Genomic DNA, 20,964 nt, shown 5'->3' on the forward strand with positions numbered 1-20,964 from the left:
GGAGAGCCTTGGTGAAGAATTTACCTTTCGGAGGTGAAGTGCAGACCTTTTGTGCAATTTGGCTGTGGGGGAACGTATCCCGGCTTCTCGTCGATACCCCCGCCGGTGACTTTCGATCCCGTCCGGACGACCGTTCACCGAAAAACCCACCGGTCAACCCTCGATCTGCCGCCGATCCTGTGGTTACGTCCACGGTGCCTTGCGCTGACAGGACGCGGGGCATCCACCCATGGAGGAGATCTCGTGAAGAGACGACACGTGAACGTGGTGTCGGGTGTGGCGGTGGCAGCCCTCGCGCTGACGCTGGCCCCGACCACGGCACAGGCGGTCCCCGCCGGTCCGGACACCCCGGAGAAGGGCACTGCGAAGAAGGTCGACAACCTGCCCAACCCCCTCGCCGAGGCGCAGGCCGAGCTGCGCGAGGACGCCATCAAGCAGCTCGTCGCCGGCACGGCGAAGACGACCACGATCAACGGCAACCGCGTGATCGAGGTCAAGAGCAAGAAGGGCGACGCCAACCGCAAGGGCCGGACGGCGGGCAAGACCAAGTACGTCAACTACCCGGTCGACCGCGAGGAGGACATCTTCACCGTCCTCGTCGACTTCGGTGACAAGGTCAACTCGGCGACCGGTGGCACCGCCGGCCCGGTGCACAACCAGATCCCGAAGCCGGACCGCAAGAACGACAACTCGACGTACTGGCTCCCGGACTTCAACCGCCAGCACTACCTCGACATGATGTTCGGCGACGGCGAGTCCTTCAAGGACTTCTACCTCAAGCAGTCCAACGGCCGCTTCATGGCCAAGGGCGACGTCTCCGACTGGGTGCAGGTGCCCTACAACGAGGCGCGCTACGGCTCGAACAAGTACTCGGACGCGACCACCTACTGGCCGTTCGTCAAGGACACCGCCCAGGCCTGGTACGACGACCAGAAGGCCCAGGGCAAGACCGACAAGCAGATCAAGAAGTACCTCGCCCAGTTCGACAAGGTCGACCGCTACGACTACGACGGCGACGGCAACTTCAACGAGCCCGACGGCTACATCGACCACTTCCAGGCCATCCACGCCGGTGAGGGCGAGGAGGCCGGTGGCGGCGCGCAGGGCGAGGACGCCATCTGGTCGCACCGCTGGTACGCCTACTCCACCGACCAGGGCAAGACCGGCCCCGCGGGCAACAAGCTCGGCGGTGTGCCGCTCGGTGACTCCGGCATGTGGATCGGTGACTACACGACCGAGCCCGAGAACGGCGGCCTCGGCGTCTTCACCCACGAGTTCGGGCACGACCTCGGTCTGCCGGACCTCTACGACACCGCGGGTGGCGACAACGGCACCGGCTTCTGGACCCTCATGTCCGGCGGCTCGTGGCTGAACCACGGCAAGGACTCCATCGGCACCACGCCCGGCTACATGGGCCCGTGGGAGAAGCTCCAGCTCGGCTGGCTCGACCCGGTGGTCGTGCCCTACGGCCAGGACACCACGGTCAAGCTCGGCTCCGCCGACAAGGTGACCAACAGCGAGGCGCAGGCGATCATCGTGCCGCTGCCCAAGCGCACGGTCGTCACCGAGAAGAACACGCCTCACTCCGGCCAGGGCGAGTGGTGGAGCGGGCTCGGCAACGACCTGTCCTCCACGCTGACCAAGGACGTCGACCTCACGGGGGCGACCTCCGGCTCGGTCGAGGCGTTCGTCTCGGGCAACATCGAGGTCGACTACGACTACCTCTACGGCGAGGTCTCCGCCGACGGCGGCGCCACCTGGACCCCGGTCGGTGACGGCATCGACGGCTCGTTCGACGGCGACACCGACAGCGCCCTCGCGTGGACCAAGGCCAGCTGGGACCTCTCCGACTGGGCCGGCAAGAAGGTCCAGTTCCGCTTCCGGATGTCCACCGACGGCGGCGTCGCCTCCGAGGCCTTCGTCGACGACATCACCACGAAGGTCGGCACGATGACGACCACCGACGACGTCGAGTCCGGCGCCGGCGCGTGGACCGCCAAGGGCGGCTTCGAGATCATCAACGGCACCACCGAGCGGCAGGTGCAGGACATGTACTTCGCCGAGAACCGCACCTACAGCGGGTACGACAAGACCCTCAAGACGGGTCCGTACAACTTCGGCTGGAGCAACACCCGTCCCGACTGGGTCGAGCGCTTCCCGTACCAGAACGGCATGCTCGTCTGGTTCGCCAACGGTGAGTACGGCGACAACAACACCAGCGCCCACCCGGGTGGCGGGCTGGTCCTGCCGGTCGACGCGCGGCCGAATCCGGTGACCTTCGCCGACGGCTCGTTCCTCGGCAACCGTCGCCAGCCGTTCGACGCCACCTTCGGCCGCGAGCGCACCGACCGCGTGACGTTCCACAAGAACGGCTCCGCCTCGACGGTGCCGTCCTCGAAGGGCATCCCGACCTTCGACGACCGCAACCCGACGAAGTACTGGTCCTCGCTCAACCCTTGGAACTCGACCAAGGTCGCGGGCTCGGGCACGACGATGACCGTCAAGAAGGCCAAGAACGGTGGCCGGACGCTCATGGTCAAGGTCGACTTCAAGTGACCTGACGAGCACCCCGCTCACACGGAGGGGGCCCGGGCGGAGACGCCCGGGCCCCCTTCGGCGTCCCGTCACCCCTCCGACACACGGATGCGGCAGGATGCTGCGCATGGACCGTCAGCAGGAGTTCGTCCTCCGCACCATCGAAGAGCGCGACATCCGGTTCGTCCGGCTCTGGTTCACCGACGTCCTCGGCACCCTCAAGTCGGTGGCCGTCGCCCCTGCCGAGCTCGAGGGCGCCTTCGCCGAGGGCATCGGGTTCGACGGCTCGGTCATCGAGGGCTTCGCCCGCGTCTACGAGTCGGACATGCTCGCCAAGCCGGACCCGTCCACCTTCCAGGTGCTGCCCTGGCGTGGCGAGAGCAACGGCACCGCCCGGATGTTCTGCGACATCACGCTGCCCGACGGGACGCCGAGCATGGCCGACCCGCGGCACGTGCTCCAGCGGGCCCTCGCGAAGGCCGCCGACATGGGCTTCACCTTCTACACCCACCCCGAGATCGAGTTCTTCCTCCTCAAGCAGGGCTGGGTGCCCGGGCAGAGCCCCGCGCCGATCGACACCTCCGGGTACTTCGACCACACGCCGCACGGCTCCAGCGCCGACTTCCGCCGCGCCGCGATCACCATGCTCGAGGAGATGGGCATCTCGGTCGAGTTCAGCCACCACGAGGCCGCCCCCGGCCAGAACGAGATCGACCTGCGCTACGCCGACGCGCTGACGACGGCCGACAACATCATGACCTTCCGGACGGTCGTCAAGGAGGTCGCGCTCGAGCAGGGCATCTACGCCTCGTTCATGCCGAAGCCGTTCGCCGAGCACCCCGGCTCCGGGATGCACACGCACATGTCGCTCTTCGAGGGCGACACCAACGCCTTCCACGAGCCCGGCGCGCCCTACCAGCTCTCGAAGGTCGGGCGGCAGTTCATCGCCGGCCTGCTGCACCACGGCGCCGAGACCGCGGCCGTCACCAACCAGTGGGTCAACAGCTACAAGCGCCTCTGGGGCGGCGGCGAGGCGCCGGCGCACCTCACGTGGGGCCACAACAACCGCTCCGCGCTCGTCCGGGTCCCGATGTACAAGCCCGACAAGGGGCAGAGCACCCGTGTCGAGGTGCGCAGCATCGACACCGCGTGCAACCCGTACCTCACCTTCGCGGTGCTGCTCGCCGCCGGGCTCAAGGGCATCGAGGAGGGCTACGACCTCCCGCCCGAGACCGAGGACGACGTGTGGAGCCTCACCGACTCCGAGCGCCGGGCGATGGGCATCCAGCCGCTGCCGGCGAGCCTGTCCGAGGCCATCGAGGTGATGGAGTCCAGCGAGCTCGTCGCCGAGACCCTCGGCGAGCACACCTTCGACTTCTTCCTGCGCAACAAGCGGGCCGAGTGGGCCGACTACCGCAACCAGGTGACCGCCTTCGAGCTCGAGCGCTACCTGCCCGCGCTCTGAGCGTCGGACCGTGAGCTCCCGCGCACCCGAGTCCGTCCCGGCGGGGATCGCCCGCCTCGGTTTCGCCGACCCCCGGCGCGCCAACGCCCTGCTCGACGACCCCGCCGTCGCCGAGCTCGCCGGGGACCCCGCACGGATCGAGACGGGCGGGCTCAGCCAGTCGCTGGCCCGCACGGCCGACCCCGACGCCGCGCTGCTCGGGCTGGTCCGCTTCATGGAGGCCGTCGCCGCCGACCGCGCGCGCCGGGCCGAGGTGGTCCGGGTGGTCGGGGCCGACCCCGTCGCCCGGCACCGGCTGCTCGCGGTGCTCGGCGCCTCGACCACGCTGGCCGACCACCTCGTCGCCCACCCGGAGCAGTGGACGGCGGCGACGCGGGCCACGCCCGTCCCCGCGGCGGAGCGGGTCCGGCGGCTCGTCGGGCAGGTGGCCGAGCCGGGGGAGCTGACCGGCGCCGACGCGCTGCGCATCGGCTACCGCGAGCAGCTGATCGGCATCGCCGCCCTCGACCTCACCGCCGACGACCCGCTCAAGGTGCTCCCGGCCACCGCCGAGGCCCTCGCCGACCTCGCGGCCGCCGCCCTCGAGGCTGCCCTGCACCTGGCCCGGCAGGAGGTCGGACCGGACGCCGAGCGCACGCGCCTCGCGGTCGTCGCGATGGGCAAGACCGGCGGGCGCGAGCTCAACTACATCTCCGACGTCGACGTCATCTTCGCGGCGGAGCCCGCGGACGGCGTGCCTGAGGAGGAGGCCGTCGCGGTGGCCACCGACCTCGCGACCCGGCTCATGCGGCTGTGCTCGGCCTCGACCGGTGCGGGGTCGCTCTGGCAGGTCGACCCGGCGCTGCGGCCCGAGGGCAAGAACGGCCCGCTCGTCCGGACCGTCGCGAGCCACCTCGCGTACTACGAGCGCTGGGCCAAGACGTGGGAGTTCCAGGCGCTGCTCAAGGCGCGGCCGGTCGCCGGGGACGTCGAGGTCGGGGCCGCCTACTGCGACGCCGTGCAGCCGATGGTCTGGCAGGCCTCGACCCGCGACCACTTCGTCGACGACGTCCAGGCCATGCGCCGCCGCGTCGAGGAGCACATCCCCAAGGCCGAGGCCGACCGCCAGATCAAGCTCGGCGCCGGCGGCCTGCGCGACGTCGAGTTCTCCGTTCAGCTGCTCCAGCTCGTCCACGGCCGCGCCGACGAGTCGCTGCGGACGGCGACCACCCTCGAGGGTCTGGCGGCGCTGTCGGCCGGCGGCTACGTGGGCCGCGAGGACGCCGCCGTCCTCGAGAACGCCTACCGCTACCTGCGCGCGCTCGAGCACCGCATCCAGCTGCACCGGCTGCGCCGCACCCACCTCATGCCGACCGGGGACGACGACCTGCGCCGCCTCGGGCGCTCGATGGGGCACCGGACGGCCCCCGGCGAGACGGTCATGGAGCAGTGGCGGGCCCGGCGGCGCGAGGTGCGCCGGCTCCACGAGCGGATCTTCTACCGGCCGCTGCTCTCGGCCGTGGCGCGGCTGTCCGACCAGGACGTGCGCCTGACCCCCGAGGCGGCCCGGGAGCGGTTCTCCGCCCTGGGCTTCCGCGACCCGGCGAACGCGCTGCGCCACCTCGAGGCCCTGACCGGCGGGGTGAGCCGCCGCTCGGCCATCCAGCGCCAGCTCCTGCCCGTCATGCTGGGCTGGTTCGCCGACGAGGCCGACCCCGACGCGGGGCTGCTCGCGTTCCGCCGGATCAGCGAGGAGCTGGGCTCGACGCACTGGTACCTGCGGCTCCTGCGCGACGAGGGGTCGGCGGCGGAACGCCTGGCGCACACCCTCGCCCGCAGCCGGTACGCCGCGTCGTTGCTCGAGCAGGCCCCCGAGTGCGTGCAGTTCCTCGGCGACTCCAGCGGCCTCACCCCGCGCTCGCGCGACGACGTGCTGCGGCGGATGCGGTCGGCGGCCGGGCGCAAGGACGACGCCGAGTCGGCGGTCCTCGCCGCGCGCGTCATCCGGCGCTCCGAGCTGTTCCGCATCGCCGTCGCCGACCTCGCGGGAACGCTCGGGCCGCTCGACCTCGGCGCGGCGATGACCGACCTCACCTCGGCGCTGCTCGAGCTGACCCTCGAGGTGTGCCTGCGCGAGGTCGTGGGGGAGGGCGAGCCGCTGACCCGGCTGCTCGTCGTCGGGATGGGCCGGCTCGGCGGGCGCGAGCAGGGCTACGGCTCCGACGCCGACGTCCTCTTCGTCCACGACCCGCTGCCGGGCGCCGACGAGGTCGCGGCGCAGGCCCAGGCGATGGAGGTCGTGCGCCGGCTCGTCGCGCTGCTCGGCCGCCCCGGGCCCGACCCGGTCCTCGACGTCGACGCCGGCCTGCGGCCGGAGGGCAAGCAGGGCCCGCTCGTGCGCTCGCTCGCCTCCTACCGCGAGTACTACGCCCGCTGGTCGCTCGTCTGGGAGGCCCAGGCGCTGCTGCGTGCCACCCCCGTGGCGGGCGACCCCGACCTCGCGCAGCGCTTCGTCGACCTCGTCGCCCCCATCCGGTGGCCCGAGGGCGGTCTGGACGCCGGGCAGGTGCGCGAGATCAGGACGCTCAAGGCCCGGATGGAGTCCGAGCGGCTGCCGCGCGGCGCCGACCGCAAGACGCACTTCAAGCTGGGCCACGGCGGCCTCTCGGACGTCGAGTGGGTCGTCCAGCTCGTCCAGCTGCGCCACGCGCACGCGCACCCCGCGCTGCGCACGCCCTCGACCCTCGCGGCCCTCGAGGCGGCGGCGGAGCTGGGGCTCGTCGACGCCGACCACGCGTCGGCGCTCGCGGGTGCGTGGCGGCTGGCGTCCGCGATGCGCAACGCCGGCGTCCTCTTCCGGGGCAAGGGGGTCGACTCGGTCCCCACCTACGACCGTGACGCCGACGGCGTGGCGCGCATCCTCGGCATGGAGTCGGGGACGGCCCAGGACCTCGGTGAGCGCTACCGGCGGGTGGCCCGCCGGGCGCGGGCGGCCTTCGAGGCCGAGTTCTACGACGCCTGACCCCCATCCTTCGACACCACCGTGCGGGCCGTCGTGGGCCCGTGGCATGCTTCCGCCGTGGCATCGACTCCTGGTGTCCCTGCAGGTCAGGGCGGCGCGGTCTTCGCGGAGGCGACGTTCGACATCGCGTCCGCGCGCTGGACGTGGTCGCCGGAGATGTACGTCCTCATCGGCGTCCGCGACACCGGTCAGGACCCGTCGGTCCTCGTCTTCGAGCGGATGCACCCCTCCGACCGACCGGTCGTCGCGGAGGTGCTCGAGCGGGCCGTCCGCGAGCCCGGACCGTTCGCCGGGCAGTACCGGCTGCGCGACGACGAGGAGCGCGAGCGGGTCATCGCCTTCGTCGGCGACGTCATCCGCGACGCCGCGGGGGAGCCGACCGCGCTGCGCGGCATCGCGTTCGACGTGTCGCGGGCCAGCCGCCAGGTGTCGGCCGAGGCCGTGGCGGCCGCCACGGCCGACCGCGCGGCCATCGAGCAGGTCAAGGGCGCGGTGATGTTCGCCTACGGGCTCGACGCCGACGCCGCCTTCGGGCTGCTCTCGCGGTACTCGCAGCGGGGCAACGTCAAGCTCGCCACGATCGCGAGCCGGGTGACCGAGCTGCTCGCCGAGCAGGCCGAGCCCGGCACCGAGCGATCGCTGCTCCAGGTGCTGGAGCAGGCGCTGCGTCCCCCGCGCCGCGCCGCGAGCCAGGACGACGACGAGGCCGAGACCGGCTGAGCCGGACGGACGCCGGCTGTCGAACGTCGGCGCGGGACCCTCGCGCACCGAACCTAGACTGGACGCCATGCCCGACCGCACGACGACCGTTGTCCCCCGCCTCGACCTGCGCGGACGCCGCCCCGGCCTGCGCGAGCTGCGGGCCGCGCTGCCGCGCGCCGAGTTCGACGTCGAGGCCGCCCTCGCGGCGGTCCGCCCCATCGTCGAGGACGTCCGGGACCGCGGCGCCGCCGCGCTCTACGAGGCCGCCGAGCGCTTCGACGGCGTCCGCCCACCGGCGCTGCGCGTCCCCGCCGACGTCATCGCCCGCGCGGTCGAGACCCTGGACCCGGTCGTGCGCGCCGCGCTGGAGGAGTCCATCCGCCGCGCCCGGCTCGTCCACGCCGACCAGCGCCGCACCGACACGACGACGCAGGTCGCCGACGGCGGCACCGTCACCGAGCGCTGGGTCCCGGTCGACCGGGTCGGCCTCTACGTGCCCGGCGGGCTCGCGGTGTACCCGAGCAGCGTCGTCATGAACGTCGTCCCCGCCCAGCTCGCCGGCGTGCCGGGGCTCGCCGTCGCCAGCCCGCCGCAGCGCGACCACGGCGGGTGGCCGCACCCGACCATCCTCGCGGCCTGCCACCTGCTCGGCGTCGACGAGGTGTGGGCGATGGGCGGCGCGCAGGCCGTGGCCGCCTTCGCCTACGGCGTCGAGGACGGCGACGACGTCTGCGACCCCGTCTCGCTCGTCACCGGCCCCGGCAACATCTACGTCGCCGCGGCGAAGCGGCTGCTCAAGGGGCTCATCGGCATCGACGCCGAGGCCGGCCCGACCGAGATCGCCGTCCTCGCCGACGCCACCGCGGACGCCGACCACGTCGCGTCCGACCTCGTCTCGCAGGCCGAGCACGACCCGCTGGCCGCGGCCGTGCTCGTCACCGACAGCCCGGAGCTCGCCGAGGCCGTCGAGGAGGCGCTCGAGCGTCGGGTCGCGGCGACGAAGCACACCGAGCGCGTGGCCACGGCGCTCGCCGGCCGCCAGTCGGCGATCGTCCTCGTCGACGACGTCGAGGTGGGGCTGGACGTCGTCAACGCGTACGCCGCCGAGCACCTCGAGGTCATCACCGCCGACGCCGCCGCGCTCGCCGCCCGGGTCACGAGCGCCGGCGCGGTGTTCGTCGGCGCGTGGTCGCCGGTCAGCCTCGGCGACTACTGCGCCGGGTCCAACCACGTCCTGCCGACGGGTGGGTGCGCGGCGCACAGCAGCGGCCTGTCGGTGCAGTCCTTCCTGCGCGGCATCCACGTCGTCGAGTACACGCAGGACGCCCTGCGCGAGGTCGGCGCGCACGTCGTCTCGCTCGCCCGGGCCGAGGACCTCCCCGGCCACGGCGAGGCCGTCCTCGCCCGCGTCCCCGAGGTCGAGCCCGGCGCCTGACGCCCGGCTCTGGTCCGGATGCCCGGATGGCGGTGACGTCTCACCGCCACCCCGCGAACCGGACCAGAGCCGGCGGACCGGACCAGAGCCGGCGGACCGGACCAGAGCCCACTCGTCCGGGGCAGGGCGCCCCGACCGACGGCGACACGCCACGACATCTGGGTGCGGGGTGTTGTCGGCGACCCCACATATGGTGTGTCTCGCAGCTGGTCCTCGATCCACCCCCGGGTGGGGAGAGGGGCAAGAGGGAACCCGGTGAGAGTCCGGGACTGCCCCGCAGCGGTGAGTGGGAACGACCCCCGTCAGAGCACTGGGCCTCCGGGCCTGGGAAGCGACGGGCAGTAGGCGGCGCGAGCCGGGCCCACGAGTCCGAAGACCTGCCAGTCGCGCCGTCCCCACCCGGGGGCGGCACCTTTCGCGGTCTCGTGGGACGGCCGACGGAGGGCAGGTGGGTTGTCCGGGGGACGGTGCGCGACGCCGCCCACCCGGCGCTCCCGACGCTCCTCGTCACCCCTCGCGCGGCTCGCGGCAGGCTCATCGAGCTCGCGAGGAGAGAGCATGACCACCACCGCCCAGGGCCCCGCCCCGGCGATCACGACCCCCGACCAGCCGGCACCGGGGACCCACCGCACCGCGATGCGCGTGCGCAAGCGCGACGGCGACACCGAGCCCGTCGACGTGACGAAGATCGTCCGCGCGGTCGAGCGCGTCAGCGACGGCCTCGACGAGGTCGACCCGCTGCGCGTCGCGACCCGCACCATCAGCGGCCTCTACGACGGCGCGACGACCGCCGAGCTGGACCGACTCTCGATCCAGACGGCCGCCGAGCTCATCGGCGAGGAGCCGGAGTACAGCCGCCTGGCAGCACGGCTGCTCGCCGGCTACGTCGACAAGGAGGTGCGTGGCCACGGGGTCGCGTCCTTCAGCCAGTCGGTCGCGCTCGGGCACGCCGAGGGACTCATCGGCGACGCCACGGCCGAGTTCGTCGCGGCCAACGCCGTCAAGCTCGACCGTGCCGTCGACCCGGCCAACGACCGGCTCTTCGAGTACTTCGGGCTGCGGACCGTCTGCGACCGCTACCTGCTGCGCCACCCGACGACCCGGCTGGTCCTCGAGACGCCGCAGTACTTCCTCCTGCGCGTCGCCTGCGGCCTCGCGACGAGCACCCGGGAGGCGCTCGAGCTCTACCGGCTGATGGCGCGGCTGGACTACCTGCCGAGCAGCCCGACCCTGTTCAACTCCGGCACCCGCCACACGCAGATGAGCTCCTGCTACCTCGTCGACAGCCCGCGCGACGAGCTGGACTCCATCTACGAGCGCTACCAGCAGGTGGCGCGCCTGTCGAAGTTCGCCGGCGGCATCGGCATCGCCTTCTCGCGGGTCCGCGGGCGCGGCGCGCTGATCCGCGGCACGAACGGCACGAGCAACGGCATCGTCCCGTGGCTGCGCACCCTCGACGCGAGCGTCGCCGCCGTCAACCAGGGCGGCCGGCGCAAGGGCGCCGCGTGCGTCTACCTCGAGCCGTGGCACCCCGACGTCGAGGAGTTCCTCGAGCTGCGCGACAACACCGGCGAGGACGCCCGGCGCACCCACAACCTCAACCTCGCCAACTGGCTGCCCGACGAGTTCCTGCGCCGGGTCGAGGCCGACGAGCCGTGGAGCCTCGTCGATCCGAGCGAGGTGCCCGGGCTGACCGACCTCTGGGGCGAGGAGTTCGACGAGGCGTACCGCGCGGCCGAGCGCGAGGGCCGGGTCGTGCGCCAGGTGCCGGCCCGCGAGCTGTGGGGCCGGATGATGCGCACGCTCGCCCAGACCGGCAACGGCTGGATGACGTTCAAGGACGCCGCCAACCGGGCGTGCAACCAGACCGCCGAGCCCGGCCAGGTCGTGCACCTCTCCAACCTCTGCACCGAGATCCTCGAGGTGAGCAGCGACGAGGAGACCGCCGTCTGCAACCTCGGCTCGGTCAACCTCTCGCGACACCTGACGGCCGACCGGACCGACGTCGACTGGGACAGGCTGCGCGCGACCGTCCGGACGGCCGTGACCTTCCTCGACCGCGTCGTCGACGTCAACTACTACCCGAGCGAGCAGGCGGCGGCGTCCAACCCGCGCTGGCGCCCGGTCGGGCTGGGCTACATGGGCCTGCAGGACGTCCTCTTCACCCTGCGGTTGCCGTTCGACTCCGAGGAGGCCCTCGCCCTCTCGACGCGGATCGCGGAGGAGGTGCTGCTCACGGCGCTCGAGCGCTCCAGCGAGCTCGCCGCGGCGCACGGCCCCCACCCGGCGTTCCGGCGCACCCGGGCGGCTCGTGGGGTCCTCCACCCGGACCACTTCGACGTCACGCCGACCCAGCCCGAGCGTTGGGCCCGGTTGCGCGAGAACGTGGCCGAGCACGGGCTGCGCAACAGCCTCGTCGTGGCCATCGCCCCGACGGCGACGATCGCCTCGATCGCCGGCTGCGGCGAGTGCATCGAGCCGCAGGTCTCGAACCTCTTCAAGCGCGAGACCCTGTCGGGCGAGTTCCTGCAGGTCAACGGCCACCTCGTGCGCGAGCTCAAGGCCCGCGGCCTGTGGACCGCCGCCACGCGGGACGCCGTCAAGCGCGCCGAGGGGTCGGTGCAGGGCCTGACCGACCTGCCCGAGGACGTCCGCACGCTCTACCGCACGGCGTGGGAGCTGCCGCAGCGGGCGCTCATCGCGATGGCCGCCGCCCGCCAGCCGTACGTCGACCAGAGCCAGTCGCTCAACCTCTTCATGGCCAGCCCCACGATCGGGAAGCTGTCGTCGATGTACCTCCACGCGTGGAAGTCCGGTCTCAAGACGACGTACTACCTGCGCTCGCGGCCGGCGACGCGCATCCAGCAGGCGACGGTGTCCGAGACCCGTTCCGCCGCACCGCTGCCCACGACGACCACCCCGACCGACGAGGAGGCCCTCGCCTGCTCGCTGGAGAACCCCGAGAGCTGCGAGGCCTGCCAGTGACCACCCCCGCCACCACGCCCACCACGACCTCGACCTCCGGCCACGACGCGCGGCTGCTCGACCCCGGGATGAGCCTCACGCTGCGGCCGATGCGCTACCCGCACTTCTACGACCGGTTCCGCGACGCCATCAAGAACACGTGGACCGTCGAGGAGGTCGACCTGCACTCCGACCTCGCGGACCTCCGGAAGCTCAGCGCGGCCGAGCAGCACCTCGTCAAGCGCCTCGTCGCGTTCTTCGCGACCGGCGACACGATCGTCGCGAACAACCTCGTGCTCAACCTCTACGAGCACGTCAACGCCCCCGAGGCGCGGCTCTACCTCTCGCGCCAGCTCTTCGAGGAGGCGGTGCACGTGCAGTTCTACCTGACGCTGCTCGACACCTACGTCCCCGACGAGCGCGAGCGGTTCGAGGCGTTCGCGGCGGTCGAGAACATCCCGTCGATCAAGGCCAAGGCCGACTTCTGCTTCCGGTGGATCGACTCCCTGGCCGACCTGCGGACCCTCGAGACCCGCGAGGACCGGCGTGCGTTCCTGCTCAACCTCGTGTGCTTCGCGGCGTGCATCGAGGGGCTGTTCTTCTACGGCGCCTTCGCCTACGTGTACTTCCTGCGCTCGCGCGGCCTGCTCAACGGCCTCGCGTCCGGCACGAACTGGGTCTTCCGCGACGAGTCGATGCACATGGCGTTCGCCTTCGACGTCTTCGACACCGCCCGTGCCGAGGAGCCGGACCTCGTCGACGACGCCTTCGCCGACGACGTGCGCCGGATGCTCGCCGAGGCAGTGGACGCCGAGGCGCAGTTCGCGCAGGACCTGCTCGGGGGAGGGGTGGCGGGGCTGTCGACCGCCGACATGCGCTCCTACCTCGAGCACGTCGCGGACCGGCGGCTGGAGCGGCTCGGCATCACGCCGCTGTACGGCTCGCCGAACCCGCTGGCGTTCATGGAGCTGCAGGACGTCCAGGAGCTCTCGAACTTCTTCGAGCGCCGCGTCTCTGCCTACCAGGTCGGGGTCGGCGGCTCGGTGACGTTCGACGACGACTTCTGACCGGGACGGACCGGGACGGAGCGGGACGGGGGCGCGGCGGGCCGCAGGGTGGTCCGCCGCGCAGCCCTTCCCGGCAGCCCTCCTAGACTCCACGGCATGGACCCCCGCACGACGATCGAGGCGATGCTCCGGCCGGACCTGCGGGGCCGGACCGCCTACGGGGCACCCCAGCTCGAGGTGCCGGTGGCCCTCAACACCAACGAGAACTCCTACCCGGTGCCGGCGGTCGTCGCCGAGGCGATGACGCGGGCGGTGGCGGAGGTCGCCGCCGGGCTCAACCGCTACCCGGACCGCGAGTTCACGGCGCTGCGCACCGACCTCGCCGCCTACCTCTCGCGCGGCGGCACCACCGTCTCGGCCGAGCAGGTCTGGGCCGGCAACGGCTCGAACGAGGTCCTCCTGCACCTGCTCCAGGCCTTCGGCGGCCCGGGCCGGGTGGCGCTCGGGTTCACCCCGGCCTACTCGATGCACCCGATCATCACGACGACGACCGGCACGACGTGGGTCGACGGGATGCGGGGCGTCGCGGGTGCCGGGGCCTTCGACCTCGACGCCGCGTCGGCGGTCGCCCAGGTCCGCGAGCACCGCCCGGACGTCGTCTTCCTCTGCTCGCCGAACAACCCGACCGGCACGGCGCTCGACCTCGCGACGGTCGAGGCCGTCCACGACGCCACCGAGGGGCTCGTCGTCGTCGACGAGGCCTACGCCGAGTTCGCGCGGCCCGGCACGCCCTCGGCCCTCACCCTCCTCGAGGGACGCCCGCGGCTCGTCGTCACCCGGACGATGAGCAAGGCGTTCGCCCTCGCCGGCGGCCGCCTGGGCTACCTCGCGGCCGACCCGGTCCTCGTCGACGCCCTGCGCCTGGTCCGGATGCCCTACCACCTCTCCTCGCCGACGCAGGCCGTCGCCCGCGCCGCGCTCGCCCACGCCGACCTCATGCTCGAGACCGTCGGCGTCGTCAAGGACCAGCGCGACCGCATCGTCACCGAGCTCGCCGCGCTCGGGCTCGACCCGGTGGCCAGCGACGCCAACTTCGTCCTCTTCGGCGGCCTGCGCGACAGCCACGCGACGTGGCAGGCGCTGCTGGAGCGGGGTGTCCTCGTCCGGGACGTCGGCATCCCGCACTATCTTCGTGTCACCGCCGGGACGCCGGAGGAGACCACGGCCTTCCTCGACGCCCTGACCGCCCTCGTCCCCACCCACGCTGGAGCAGCCCCGTGAGCACCGCCGAGACCCACCGCACCGCCACGGTGCGCCGGGCCACGTCCGAGAGCACCGTCGAGGTGACCGTCGACCTCGACGGCACCGGCCGCGGCGAGGTGAGCACCGGCGTCCCCTTCTACGACCACATGCTCCTCTCGCTCGCCAAGCACTCGCTCGTCGACCTCACGGTGCGCGCCGACGGCGACACCCACGTCGACGCCCACCACACCGTCGAGGACGTCGCGATCGTCCTCGGGCAGGCCGTCCGCGAGGCGCTCGGCGACAAGTCCGGCATCTCGCGCTTCGGCGACGCCACCGTCCCGCTCGACGAGGCGCTGGTCCTCGCCGTCGTCGACGTCGCCGGCCGTCCCTACTGCGTCCACGAGGGCGAGCCGGCCGGGCAGGAGCACGTCGTCATCGGCGGCCACTACGTCGGCTCGCTGACCCGGCACGTGCTCGAGTCCTTCGCCTTCCACGCCCAGGTCGCCCTCCACGTCCGTGTCCTCGCGGGCCGCGACCCGCACCACGTCGTCGAGGCCCAGTTCAAGGCGCTCGCGCGCGCCCTGCGCGCCGCCGTCGCCCGCGACCCGCGGGTCGAGGGCGTCCCGAGCGCGAAGGGTGCGCTCTAACGCCGTGGCCGCCGACGCGCGCCCGAGCGCGGGGCACGGGCTGCTCCTCGTGCGCCGGCCACCCGCCGCGGTCGGCCGGTGGCTGCGCCGTGGGCTCGTCGCGGCGACCGTCGTCCCGTACGGCCGCTGGACGGCGGTGACGGTCGCCGAGGACGCCGCCCGCAGCGCCGCCCCCTTCGACGTCGCGCTCGAGGTGCTGGCCGCCCGGCCGGTGCCGCGCCCGGCCCGCCCGGCCATCGGGATGTTCGCGCTCGACGGCCGGGCCGTCGTCACCCTGCAGCCCGGCGGGGTCCGTCGTGCCCAGCACTGGCTCGTCTGGCAACCGCGCACCGGTGTCGTCGAGACCCCGTCGCTGCCGTGTCTCGCCCTCGGCGACCTCATCGGGGCGGCCGGCGGCAGCGCCCGCGTCCAGGACGTGGCCGGCGTCCTGCGCTCCGGGGACGGCGAGCCGCTCGACGTCCTCGTCACCGTGCTGCGCCTGCTCGGCCTGCCCGGCGAGAAGCTGCTCGTCCGGGGCCACCCGGTCGGCGCCTCCGAGGTCGAGCCCGGCGCCCGCGGCGTCCTCGCCTTCGACCGCCTCGTGGCCGATGAGGCCCAGCACCGCGCCGAGTGGGAGGCCGCGCACGGCGAGCCCGTCGTCGGCCGGGAGCGGGAGGTCCGATGAGCCCCGGTGTCGTCGTGCTCGACTACGGCAGCGGCAACGTCCGCTCGGCCGTGCGCGCGCTCGAGCACGTGGGTGCGCGCGTCACGCTGACCGGCGACCCGGAGGCGGCGCTGGCCGCCGACGGCCTCTTCGTGCCCGGCGTCGGCAACTTCCACGCCTGCATGGCGGGGCTGGCCGCCGCCCGCGGCCCGCTCATCATCGGCCGGCGCCTCGCCGGGGGCCGCCCGGTCCTCGGCGTCTGCGTCGGCATGCAGGTCCTCTTCGACGGCTCGGCCGAGCCCAGCGGCGCCCCGGTGCCGGGGGTGGGGGAGTGGCCCGGCACGGTCACGCGGCTGCACGCGCCGGTGGTGCCGCACATGGGCTGGTCCGAGGTCGAGGTCCCCTCCGGCAGCTCCCTGTTCGCCGGGGTGGAGTCCGAGCGCTTCTACTTCGTCCACTCCTACGCGGTCCACGACTGGGAGCTCGCGCCCCCGGACGACACCTTCGCGGGTGTCGCGCCGAAGGTCACCTGGGCCACGCACGGCGAGCGGTTCGTCGCCGCCGTCGAGAACGGCCCGCTCGCGGCGACGCAGTTCCACCCCGAGAAGTCCGGCGAGGCGGGGCTCACCCTCCTCGCCAACTGGGTCCGCTCGCTCTGACCCGGTCCCGCCGCCGGCCCGCCGGGCCCCCGTGCCGTCGGGCCCGCCCCGGTCCCACACGTCACGCGCGTATCGGGTCACCCGATACGACCGCGCTGTACCCCGGAACCGTTGTCGGGTGAAGCGCAGCGGTATCGGGTCACCCGATACGCGTGAGGTCAGCGGCGCGAGGTGGGGTGGACCGGTCGGTGGCGGCCGGCGGGCGACCGGCAGACTGGCCCCATGAGCGACCAGCCGCGCCTCGAGCTCCTGCCCGCCGTCGACGTGGTCGAGGGCCGCGCCGTCCAGCTCGTCCAGGGCGTCGCCGGCAGCGGCGGCGAGTTCGGCGACCCCGTCGAGGCCGCCCTGCGCTGGCAGGAGCAGGGCAGCGAGTGGCTGCACCTCGTCGACCTCGACGCCGCCTTCGGACGCGGCTCGAACGCCGACCTGCTCGCCGAGATCGTCGGCCGCCTCGACATCCACGTCGAGATGAGCGGGGGCATCCGCGACGAGGAGTCGCTGACCCGCGCCCTCGCCACCGGCTGCCGGCGGGTCAACATCGGCACGGCCGCCCTCGAGGACCCCGCGTGGACCGCCCGCGCCATCGCCGAGCACGGCGACCGCGTCGCCATCGGCCTCGACGTGCGCGGCACCACGCTGGCCGCCCGCGGCTGGACGAGCGAGGGCGGCGACCTGTGGGAGACCCTCGAGCGGCTCGACCGCGAGGGCTGCGCCCGCTACGTCGTGACCGACGTCGCCAAGGACGGGATGATGAAGGGCCCGAACGTCGGCCTGCTGCGCGAGGTCTGCGCCCGCACCGACCGGCCCGTCGTCGCGTCGGGCGGCATCTCGACCCTCGACGACATCGCCGCGGTCCGCGGGCTGGTCGCCGACGGAGTCGAGGGCGCCATCGTCGGGTCGGCGCTCTACCGCGGCGCGTTCACCCTCCCCGAGGCCCTCGAGGTCGCCGGCCGCCCCTGAGGGGTGCCGGCGCCGTTTTCGCCGGTGTCGGTGGTGGGTGCGACCATCGGCGCGTGACCACCCGCTACCGCCGCGTGCTCGCGGTGCCCGCCCTGCGCCGTGCCCTCCTCCTCGGCGTGCTCGTGCGGATGCCGATCTTCGCCGGCGGCGTCGTCATCACCCTGCACGTCGTCTCGGCGCTCGGTCGCTCCTACGGCGCGGCGGGTGTCGTCGCTGCCGCTGCGACCCTCGCGATCGCCGTCTCCGGGCCGTGGCGCGGGCGCCTGCTCGACCGCCGGGGGCTGCGCCGGGTCGTCGCGCCGTCGGTGCTCGTCACCGCCGCCTGCTGGTCGGTGGCGCCGTTCCTCGGCTACTGGTGGCTGCTCGGGCTCGCGACCCTCGCCGGGCTGTTCGTCGTCCCGTCCTTCAGCATCATCCGGCAGGCGGTCATCGCGGCCGTCCCCGAGGAGGACCGGCGCACCGCCATCTCGCTCGACGCGGTCGCGGTCGAGCTGTCGTTCATGGTCGGGCCGGCGCTCGGCGTCTGGGCCGCCGCCGCGTGGCGCACCGACCTCGTCCTGCTCGCGGTCCAGGGCGCCGGCGTCCTCGCCGGGGTCCTGCTCTGGGTCGCGAACCCGGTCCTGCGCGAGGACGTCGACCCCGACGGGCCGCCGCGCGCCGCCGTCCCGCGCTCGGCGTGGCTGCGCCCGGGCTTCCTCGTCGTCTGCCTCGGGGCCGCGACGAGCACCGTCGTCCTGTCCGGCACCGACCTCGGCGTCGTCGCCGCGCTGCGGGACCTCGGGTCACCGGGCGCCATCGGCCCGGTCCTCGCGGTCTGGGCGCTCGGCTCGCTCGTCGGCGGCCTCGTCTACGGGGGGATGCACCGCTCGGTCAGCGCCTTCTGGCTGCTCGGCGGCCTCGCCGTCACCACCGCACCGCTGGCGCTCGCCGGCGGCCCCTGGACCCTCGGGGTCCTCGCGCTCGTCTCCGGCCTGTTCTGCGCCCCGACGATCACCGCGACGATCGACCAGGTGAGCCGGGCCGTCCCGGCGTCGGCCCGGGGCGAGGCGATGGGTTGGCACGGCTCCTCGATGACCGCCGGCACCGCGCTGGGTGCGCCCCTGACCGGGTTCGTCATCGACCACGCCGGCTGGGGCGCGGGCTTCCTCGTCGTCGCGGCGGCAGGCGTCCTCGTCGCCCTCCTCGGGAGCCTGGTCACGTCCGGCGCCGCCCGGGGTCGCCGGGCCGCCCGCGCCGCCGCACGGGCGGCGGCGCCGCTCGCCCGCGAACCCGTCGCCTGAGGCGGCTCGGTACCGTGGCGGACGTGCCGCACGACCATCTCGAGACCCCCGACGACGCGACCGACTCCGCGGGCACCCCATGGCAGCGGCGTGAGCTGAGCCCGTCCGGCTTCGAGTCCGACACCGGCGAGGCGGACCCGGCCCTGCGGACGCTCCTCGCGGCCCCGGGCGACGACCTCGCGCTCATGCGCGCGCTCGAGGGCGGCCGCCTCCTCGTACCGGTCGTCGCCGAGCCGACCGAGGTCGACGCCACCGGCCCGCTCGCCGTCGAGAAGGGCGTCGACATGGCCGCGGTCACGCTCGTCGCCCCCGACGGCTCGCGCGCCCTGCCCGTCTTCACGGGCTCGGACTCGCTCGCCGCGTGGGACGCCGCCGCCCGCCCCGTGCCGGTCACGCCGGCGCGCGCCGCCCAGGCGGCGGTCTCCGAGGGCTGCGACGTCCTCGTCGTCGACGTCGCCGGGCCGCACACCCGGGTGCTGCGGTCCTCCATGCTCTGGGCCCTGGCCCAGGAGCGGCCGTGGGTTCCGGCCCACACCGACCCCTTCGTCGCCCGGCCGGTCGCCGCCGCCCTCGCCGACGAGCCCGCCGTTACCGGCCACGAGGTCGAGGAGGGGGCCCCGCACGGCGCCGGCGTGCTCGGCATCGTGCTCCACCTGCAGGCCGGGCTGGACGCGGACGAGGTGCGCGCCGTCGCGACCCGGGTGGGCGAGCGGCTCGCGACCGACGGCGAGCTGCGGGCCCGCGTCGACGGCCTGGCCTTCCGCATCGTCTGAGCGATTTCGGCCCGGCGGTGGCTGCTGGTAGCCTTGACTGCTGACCGACCGCCTCGTCACGGGGCGGTGTGCAAGAGAAGCCCCGCTTCCACCCGCGTCGACCCCAGGGTCGCCGGGTTCCCGGTCCGCGACGAGACGTCGTGCGCGCCCCCGGAGGGTGTGCCGCGGCATCCCGTGGTGGGCCGGTCGGAATCGACAGGCTCCTCGCACCCGGCGCGAGGAGCCTTTCTCGTGCCCGGCGGGCACCGATTCGCAGGACGTGACGAAGGAGAAGCACATCAGCGAGCCACGCATCAACGACCGCATCCGGGTTCCCGAGGTGCGGTTGGTCGGCCCCAACGGCGAGCAGGTCGGCATCGTCCGCGTCGAGGACGCGCTCCGTCTCGCGGCGGAGGCGGACCTCGACCTCGTCGAGGTCGCGCCGATGGCCAAGCCCCCGGTCGCCAAGCTCATGGACTTCGGCAAGTACAAGTACGAAGCCGCCATGAAGGCCCGTGAGGCACGCAAGAACCAGGTCAACACGGTCATCAAGGAGATCAAGCTCCGCCCGAAGATCGACCCGCACGACTACGGCACCAAGAAGGGCCACGTCGTCCGGTTCCTCGGGGGCGGCGACAAGGTCAAGGTGACGATCATGTTCCGCGGTCGCGAGCAGTCGCGCCCCGAGCTCGGCTTCCGCCTCCTCCAGCGCCTCGCGCAGGACGTCGCGGAGCTCGGCATCGTCGAGTCCCAGCCGAAGCAGGACGGCCGCAACATGGTCATGGTCCTCGCGCCGACGAAGAAGAAGGCGCAGGCGATGGCCGAGCAGCGCAAGAAGCGCGACGAGGCCAAGGCCGGCCAGGCCGCCGCCGACGAGCCGGTCGACGCGACCACGGCGACCGACGAGGCGACCGTCTCCGAGGACACCGCGGCCGAGCCGACCGCGACCGCCGACGAGAACACCACCGCGGGCTGACGCCCGCCCCCGACAGACACACCCCGACGCACCACCGACGCAAGGAGAGATCGGCACCATGCCGAAGAACAAGACCCACAGCGGCACGAAGAAGCGCTTCCGGATCACCGGCTCGGGCAAGGTCATGCGCGAGCAGGCCGGTCACGTGCACAAGTTCCACGAGAAGACGCCGCAGAAGGCCCGCCGCCTCTCCAAGGACGTCCTCGTCTCGCCGGCCGACGCCCCGAAGATCAAGAAGCTCCTCGGCAAGTGAGCCGACCCACCCCCACCTACTGACGAAGCAGAGCAAGGAGAACTCACGTGGCACGCGTGAAGCGGGCGGTCAACGCCCAGAAGAAGCGCCGGGTCGTCCTCGAGCGGGCCAGCGGCTACCGCGGGCAGCGCTCGCGCCTGTACCGCAAGGCCAAGGAGCAGGTCCAGCACAGCCTCGGCTACGCCTACCGCGACCGCCGGGCCCGCAAGGGTGACTTCCGTCGCCTCTGGATCCAGCGGATCAACGCCGCGGCCCGCGCCAACGGCATGACCTACAACCGCTTCATCCAGGGCCTCAAGGCCGCCGAGGTCGAGGTCGACCGCCGCATGCTCGCCGAGCTCGCGGTCAACGACGAGGCCGCGTTCGCCGCGCTCGTCGAGCTCTCGAAGGCCAACCAGCCGGCCCGCGAGCCCGCCAAGGCCTCCGCCTGAGCGACCCCC

General features: G+C 73.3%; 17 protein-coding genes and 1 riboswitch. All 17 genes read left to right on the forward strand.

Annotated features, from left to right (window positions below; genetic code table 11):
- The first annotated feature begins 282 nt into the window (after positions 1–282).
- On the forward strand, positions 283–2,556 hold the full coding sequence (locus tag KMZ30_RS18435; RefSeq protein ID WP_215513992.1) for an immune inhibitor A domain-containing protein: 2,274 nt from the start codon (positions 283–285) through the stop codon (positions 2,554–2,556).
- Positions 2,557–2,662: 106 nt separating this feature from the next.
- Entirely contained in the window at positions 2,663–4,000 is a 1,338-nt protein-coding gene (locus KMZ30_RS18440; protein ID WP_030529397.1) for a glutamine synthetase family protein, read from the forward strand.
- A 10-nt stretch (positions 4,001–4,010) separates the two neighbouring features.
- Positions 4,011–7,001 carry a bifunctional [glutamine synthetase] adenylyltransferase/[glutamine synthetase]-adenylyl-L-tyrosine phosphorylase gene (locus KMZ30_RS18445; RefSeq protein ID WP_215513991.1) on the forward strand — a complete coding sequence of 997 codons (2,991 nt, stop codon included), beginning with the start codon at positions 4,011–4,013 and terminating at the stop codon, positions 6,999–7,001.
- Positions 7,002–7,058: 57 nt separating this feature from the next.
- Positions 7,059–7,721, forward strand: a complete 663-nt coding sequence (locus tag KMZ30_RS22500) for a PAS and ANTAR domain-containing protein (RefSeq protein WP_215513990.1) — start codon at positions 7,059–7,061, stop codon at positions 7,719–7,721.
- Positions 7,722–7,788: 67 nt separating this feature from the next.
- Entirely contained in the window at positions 7,789–9,138 is a 1,350-nt protein-coding gene (gene hisD, locus KMZ30_RS18455; RefSeq protein ID WP_215513989.1) for a histidinol dehydrogenase, read from the forward strand.
- Between the two features lie 190 nt (positions 9,139–9,328).
- Positions 9,329–9,537, forward strand: a riboswitch (cobalamin riboswitch).
- Between the two features lie 159 nt (positions 9,538–9,696).
- The gene (locus KMZ30_RS18460; protein ID WP_215513988.1) at positions 9,697–12,123 is read left to right on the forward strand and encodes a ribonucleoside-diphosphate reductase subunit alpha; all 2,427 of its coding nucleotides are present in this window, start codon (positions 9,697–9,699) and stop codon (positions 12,121–12,123) included.
- On the forward strand, positions 12,120–13,169 hold the full coding sequence (locus KMZ30_RS18465; RefSeq protein WP_308279853.1) for a ribonucleotide-diphosphate reductase subunit beta: 1,050 nt from the start codon (positions 12,120–12,122) through the stop codon (positions 13,167–13,169). Before KMZ30_RS18460 ends, KMZ30_RS18465 begins: the two co-directional genes overlap by 4 nt.
- A 96-nt stretch (positions 13,170–13,265) precedes the next feature.
- On the forward strand, positions 13,266–14,390 hold the full coding sequence (locus tag KMZ30_RS18470) for a histidinol-phosphate transaminase (RefSeq protein WP_215513987.1): 1,125 nt from the start codon (positions 13,266–13,268) through the stop codon (positions 14,388–14,390).
- A complete protein-coding gene (gene hisB, locus KMZ30_RS18475; RefSeq protein WP_215513986.1) occupies positions 14,387–15,001 on the forward strand; it encodes an imidazoleglycerol-phosphate dehydratase HisB in 615 nt (204 codons plus the stop codon). Before KMZ30_RS18470 ends, hisB begins: the two co-directional genes overlap by 4 nt.
- Before the next feature lie 4 nt (positions 15,002–15,005).
- A complete protein-coding gene (locus tag KMZ30_RS18480) occupies positions 15,006–15,665 on the forward strand; it encodes a hypothetical protein (protein ID WP_215513985.1) in 660 nt (219 codons plus the stop codon).
- Positions 15,662–16,303 (forward strand): imidazole glycerol phosphate synthase subunit HisH, encoded by a 642-nt coding sequence (gene hisH / locus KMZ30_RS18485; protein WP_215513984.1) that lies wholly within the window; start codon positions 15,662–15,664, stop codon positions 16,301–16,303. Before KMZ30_RS18480 ends, hisH begins: the two co-directional genes overlap by 4 nt.
- Before the next feature lie 222 nt (positions 16,304–16,525).
- Positions 16,526–17,263 (forward strand): bifunctional 1-(5-phosphoribosyl)-5-((5-phosphoribosylamino)methylideneamino)imidazole-4-carboxamide isomerase/phosphoribosylanthranilate isomerase PriA, encoded by a 738-nt coding sequence (gene priA, locus KMZ30_RS18490; protein ID WP_215513983.1) that lies wholly within the window; start codon positions 16,526–16,528, stop codon positions 17,261–17,263.
- Positions 17,264–17,316: 53 nt separating this feature from the next.
- A complete protein-coding gene (locus tag KMZ30_RS18495) occupies positions 17,317–18,543 on the forward strand; it encodes an MFS transporter (RefSeq protein ID WP_308279852.1) in 1,227 nt (408 codons plus the stop codon).
- A gap of 23 nt (positions 18,544–18,566) precedes the next feature.
- Positions 18,567–19,316, forward strand: coding sequence for an SseB family protein (locus tag KMZ30_RS18500; RefSeq protein ID WP_215513982.1), 750 nt, complete (start codon positions 18,567–18,569; stop codon positions 19,314–19,316).
- A 259-nt stretch (positions 19,317–19,575) separates the two neighbouring features.
- The gene (gene infC, locus KMZ30_RS18505; protein WP_308279851.1) at positions 19,576–20,271 is read left to right on the forward strand and encodes a translation initiation factor IF-3; all 696 of its coding nucleotides are present in this window, start codon (positions 19,576–19,578) and stop codon (positions 20,269–20,271) included.
- Between the two features lie 58 nt (positions 20,272–20,329).
- Positions 20,330–20,524: a 50S ribosomal protein L35 gene (gene rpmI / locus KMZ30_RS18510; protein WP_030529383.1), complete on the forward strand. Its 195-nt coding sequence runs from the start codon at positions 20,330–20,332 to the stop codon at positions 20,522–20,524.
- Positions 20,525–20,571: 47 nt separating this feature from the next.
- On the forward strand, positions 20,572–20,955 hold the full coding sequence (gene rplT, locus KMZ30_RS18515) for a 50S ribosomal protein L20 (protein WP_030529382.1): 384 nt from the start codon (positions 20,572–20,574) through the stop codon (positions 20,953–20,955).
- Positions 20,956–20,964 lie beyond the last annotated feature (9 nt).

It is taken from the genome of Phycicoccus mangrovi (assembly GCF_018729305.1).
Lineage (GTDB): Bacteria > Actinomycetota > Actinomycetes > Actinomycetales > Dermatophilaceae > Phycicoccus > Phycicoccus jejuensis.

Excerpts from the sequence above, each read along its gene's own strand:
- KMZ30_RS18440 (WP_030529397.1), top strand. The coding sequence starts at position 2,663 with ATGGACCGTCAGCAGGAGTTCGTCCTCCGCACCATCGAAGAGCGCGAC.
- KMZ30_RS18470 (WP_215513987.1), top strand. The coding sequence starts at position 13,266 with ATGGACCCCCGCACGACGATCGAGGCGATGCTCCGGCCGGACCTGCGG.
- priA (WP_215513983.1), top strand. The coding sequence starts at position 16,526 with ATGAGCGACCAGCCGCGCCTCGAGCTCCTGCCCGCCGTCGACGTGGTC.
- KMZ30_RS18460 (WP_215513988.1), top strand. The coding sequence starts at position 9,697 with ATGACCACCACCGCCCAGGGCCCCGCCCCGGCGATCACGACCCCCGAC.
- hisD (WP_215513989.1), top strand. The coding sequence starts at position 7,789 with ATGCCCGACCGCACGACGACCGTTGTCCCCCGCCTCGACCTGCGCGGA.
- hisH (WP_215513984.1), top strand. The coding sequence starts at position 15,662 with ATGAGCCCCGGTGTCGTCGTGCTCGACTACGGCAGCGGCAACGTCCGC.
- rpmI (WP_030529383.1), top strand. The coding sequence starts at position 20,330 with ATGCCGAAGAACAAGACCCACAGCGGCACGAAGAAGCGCTTCCGGATC.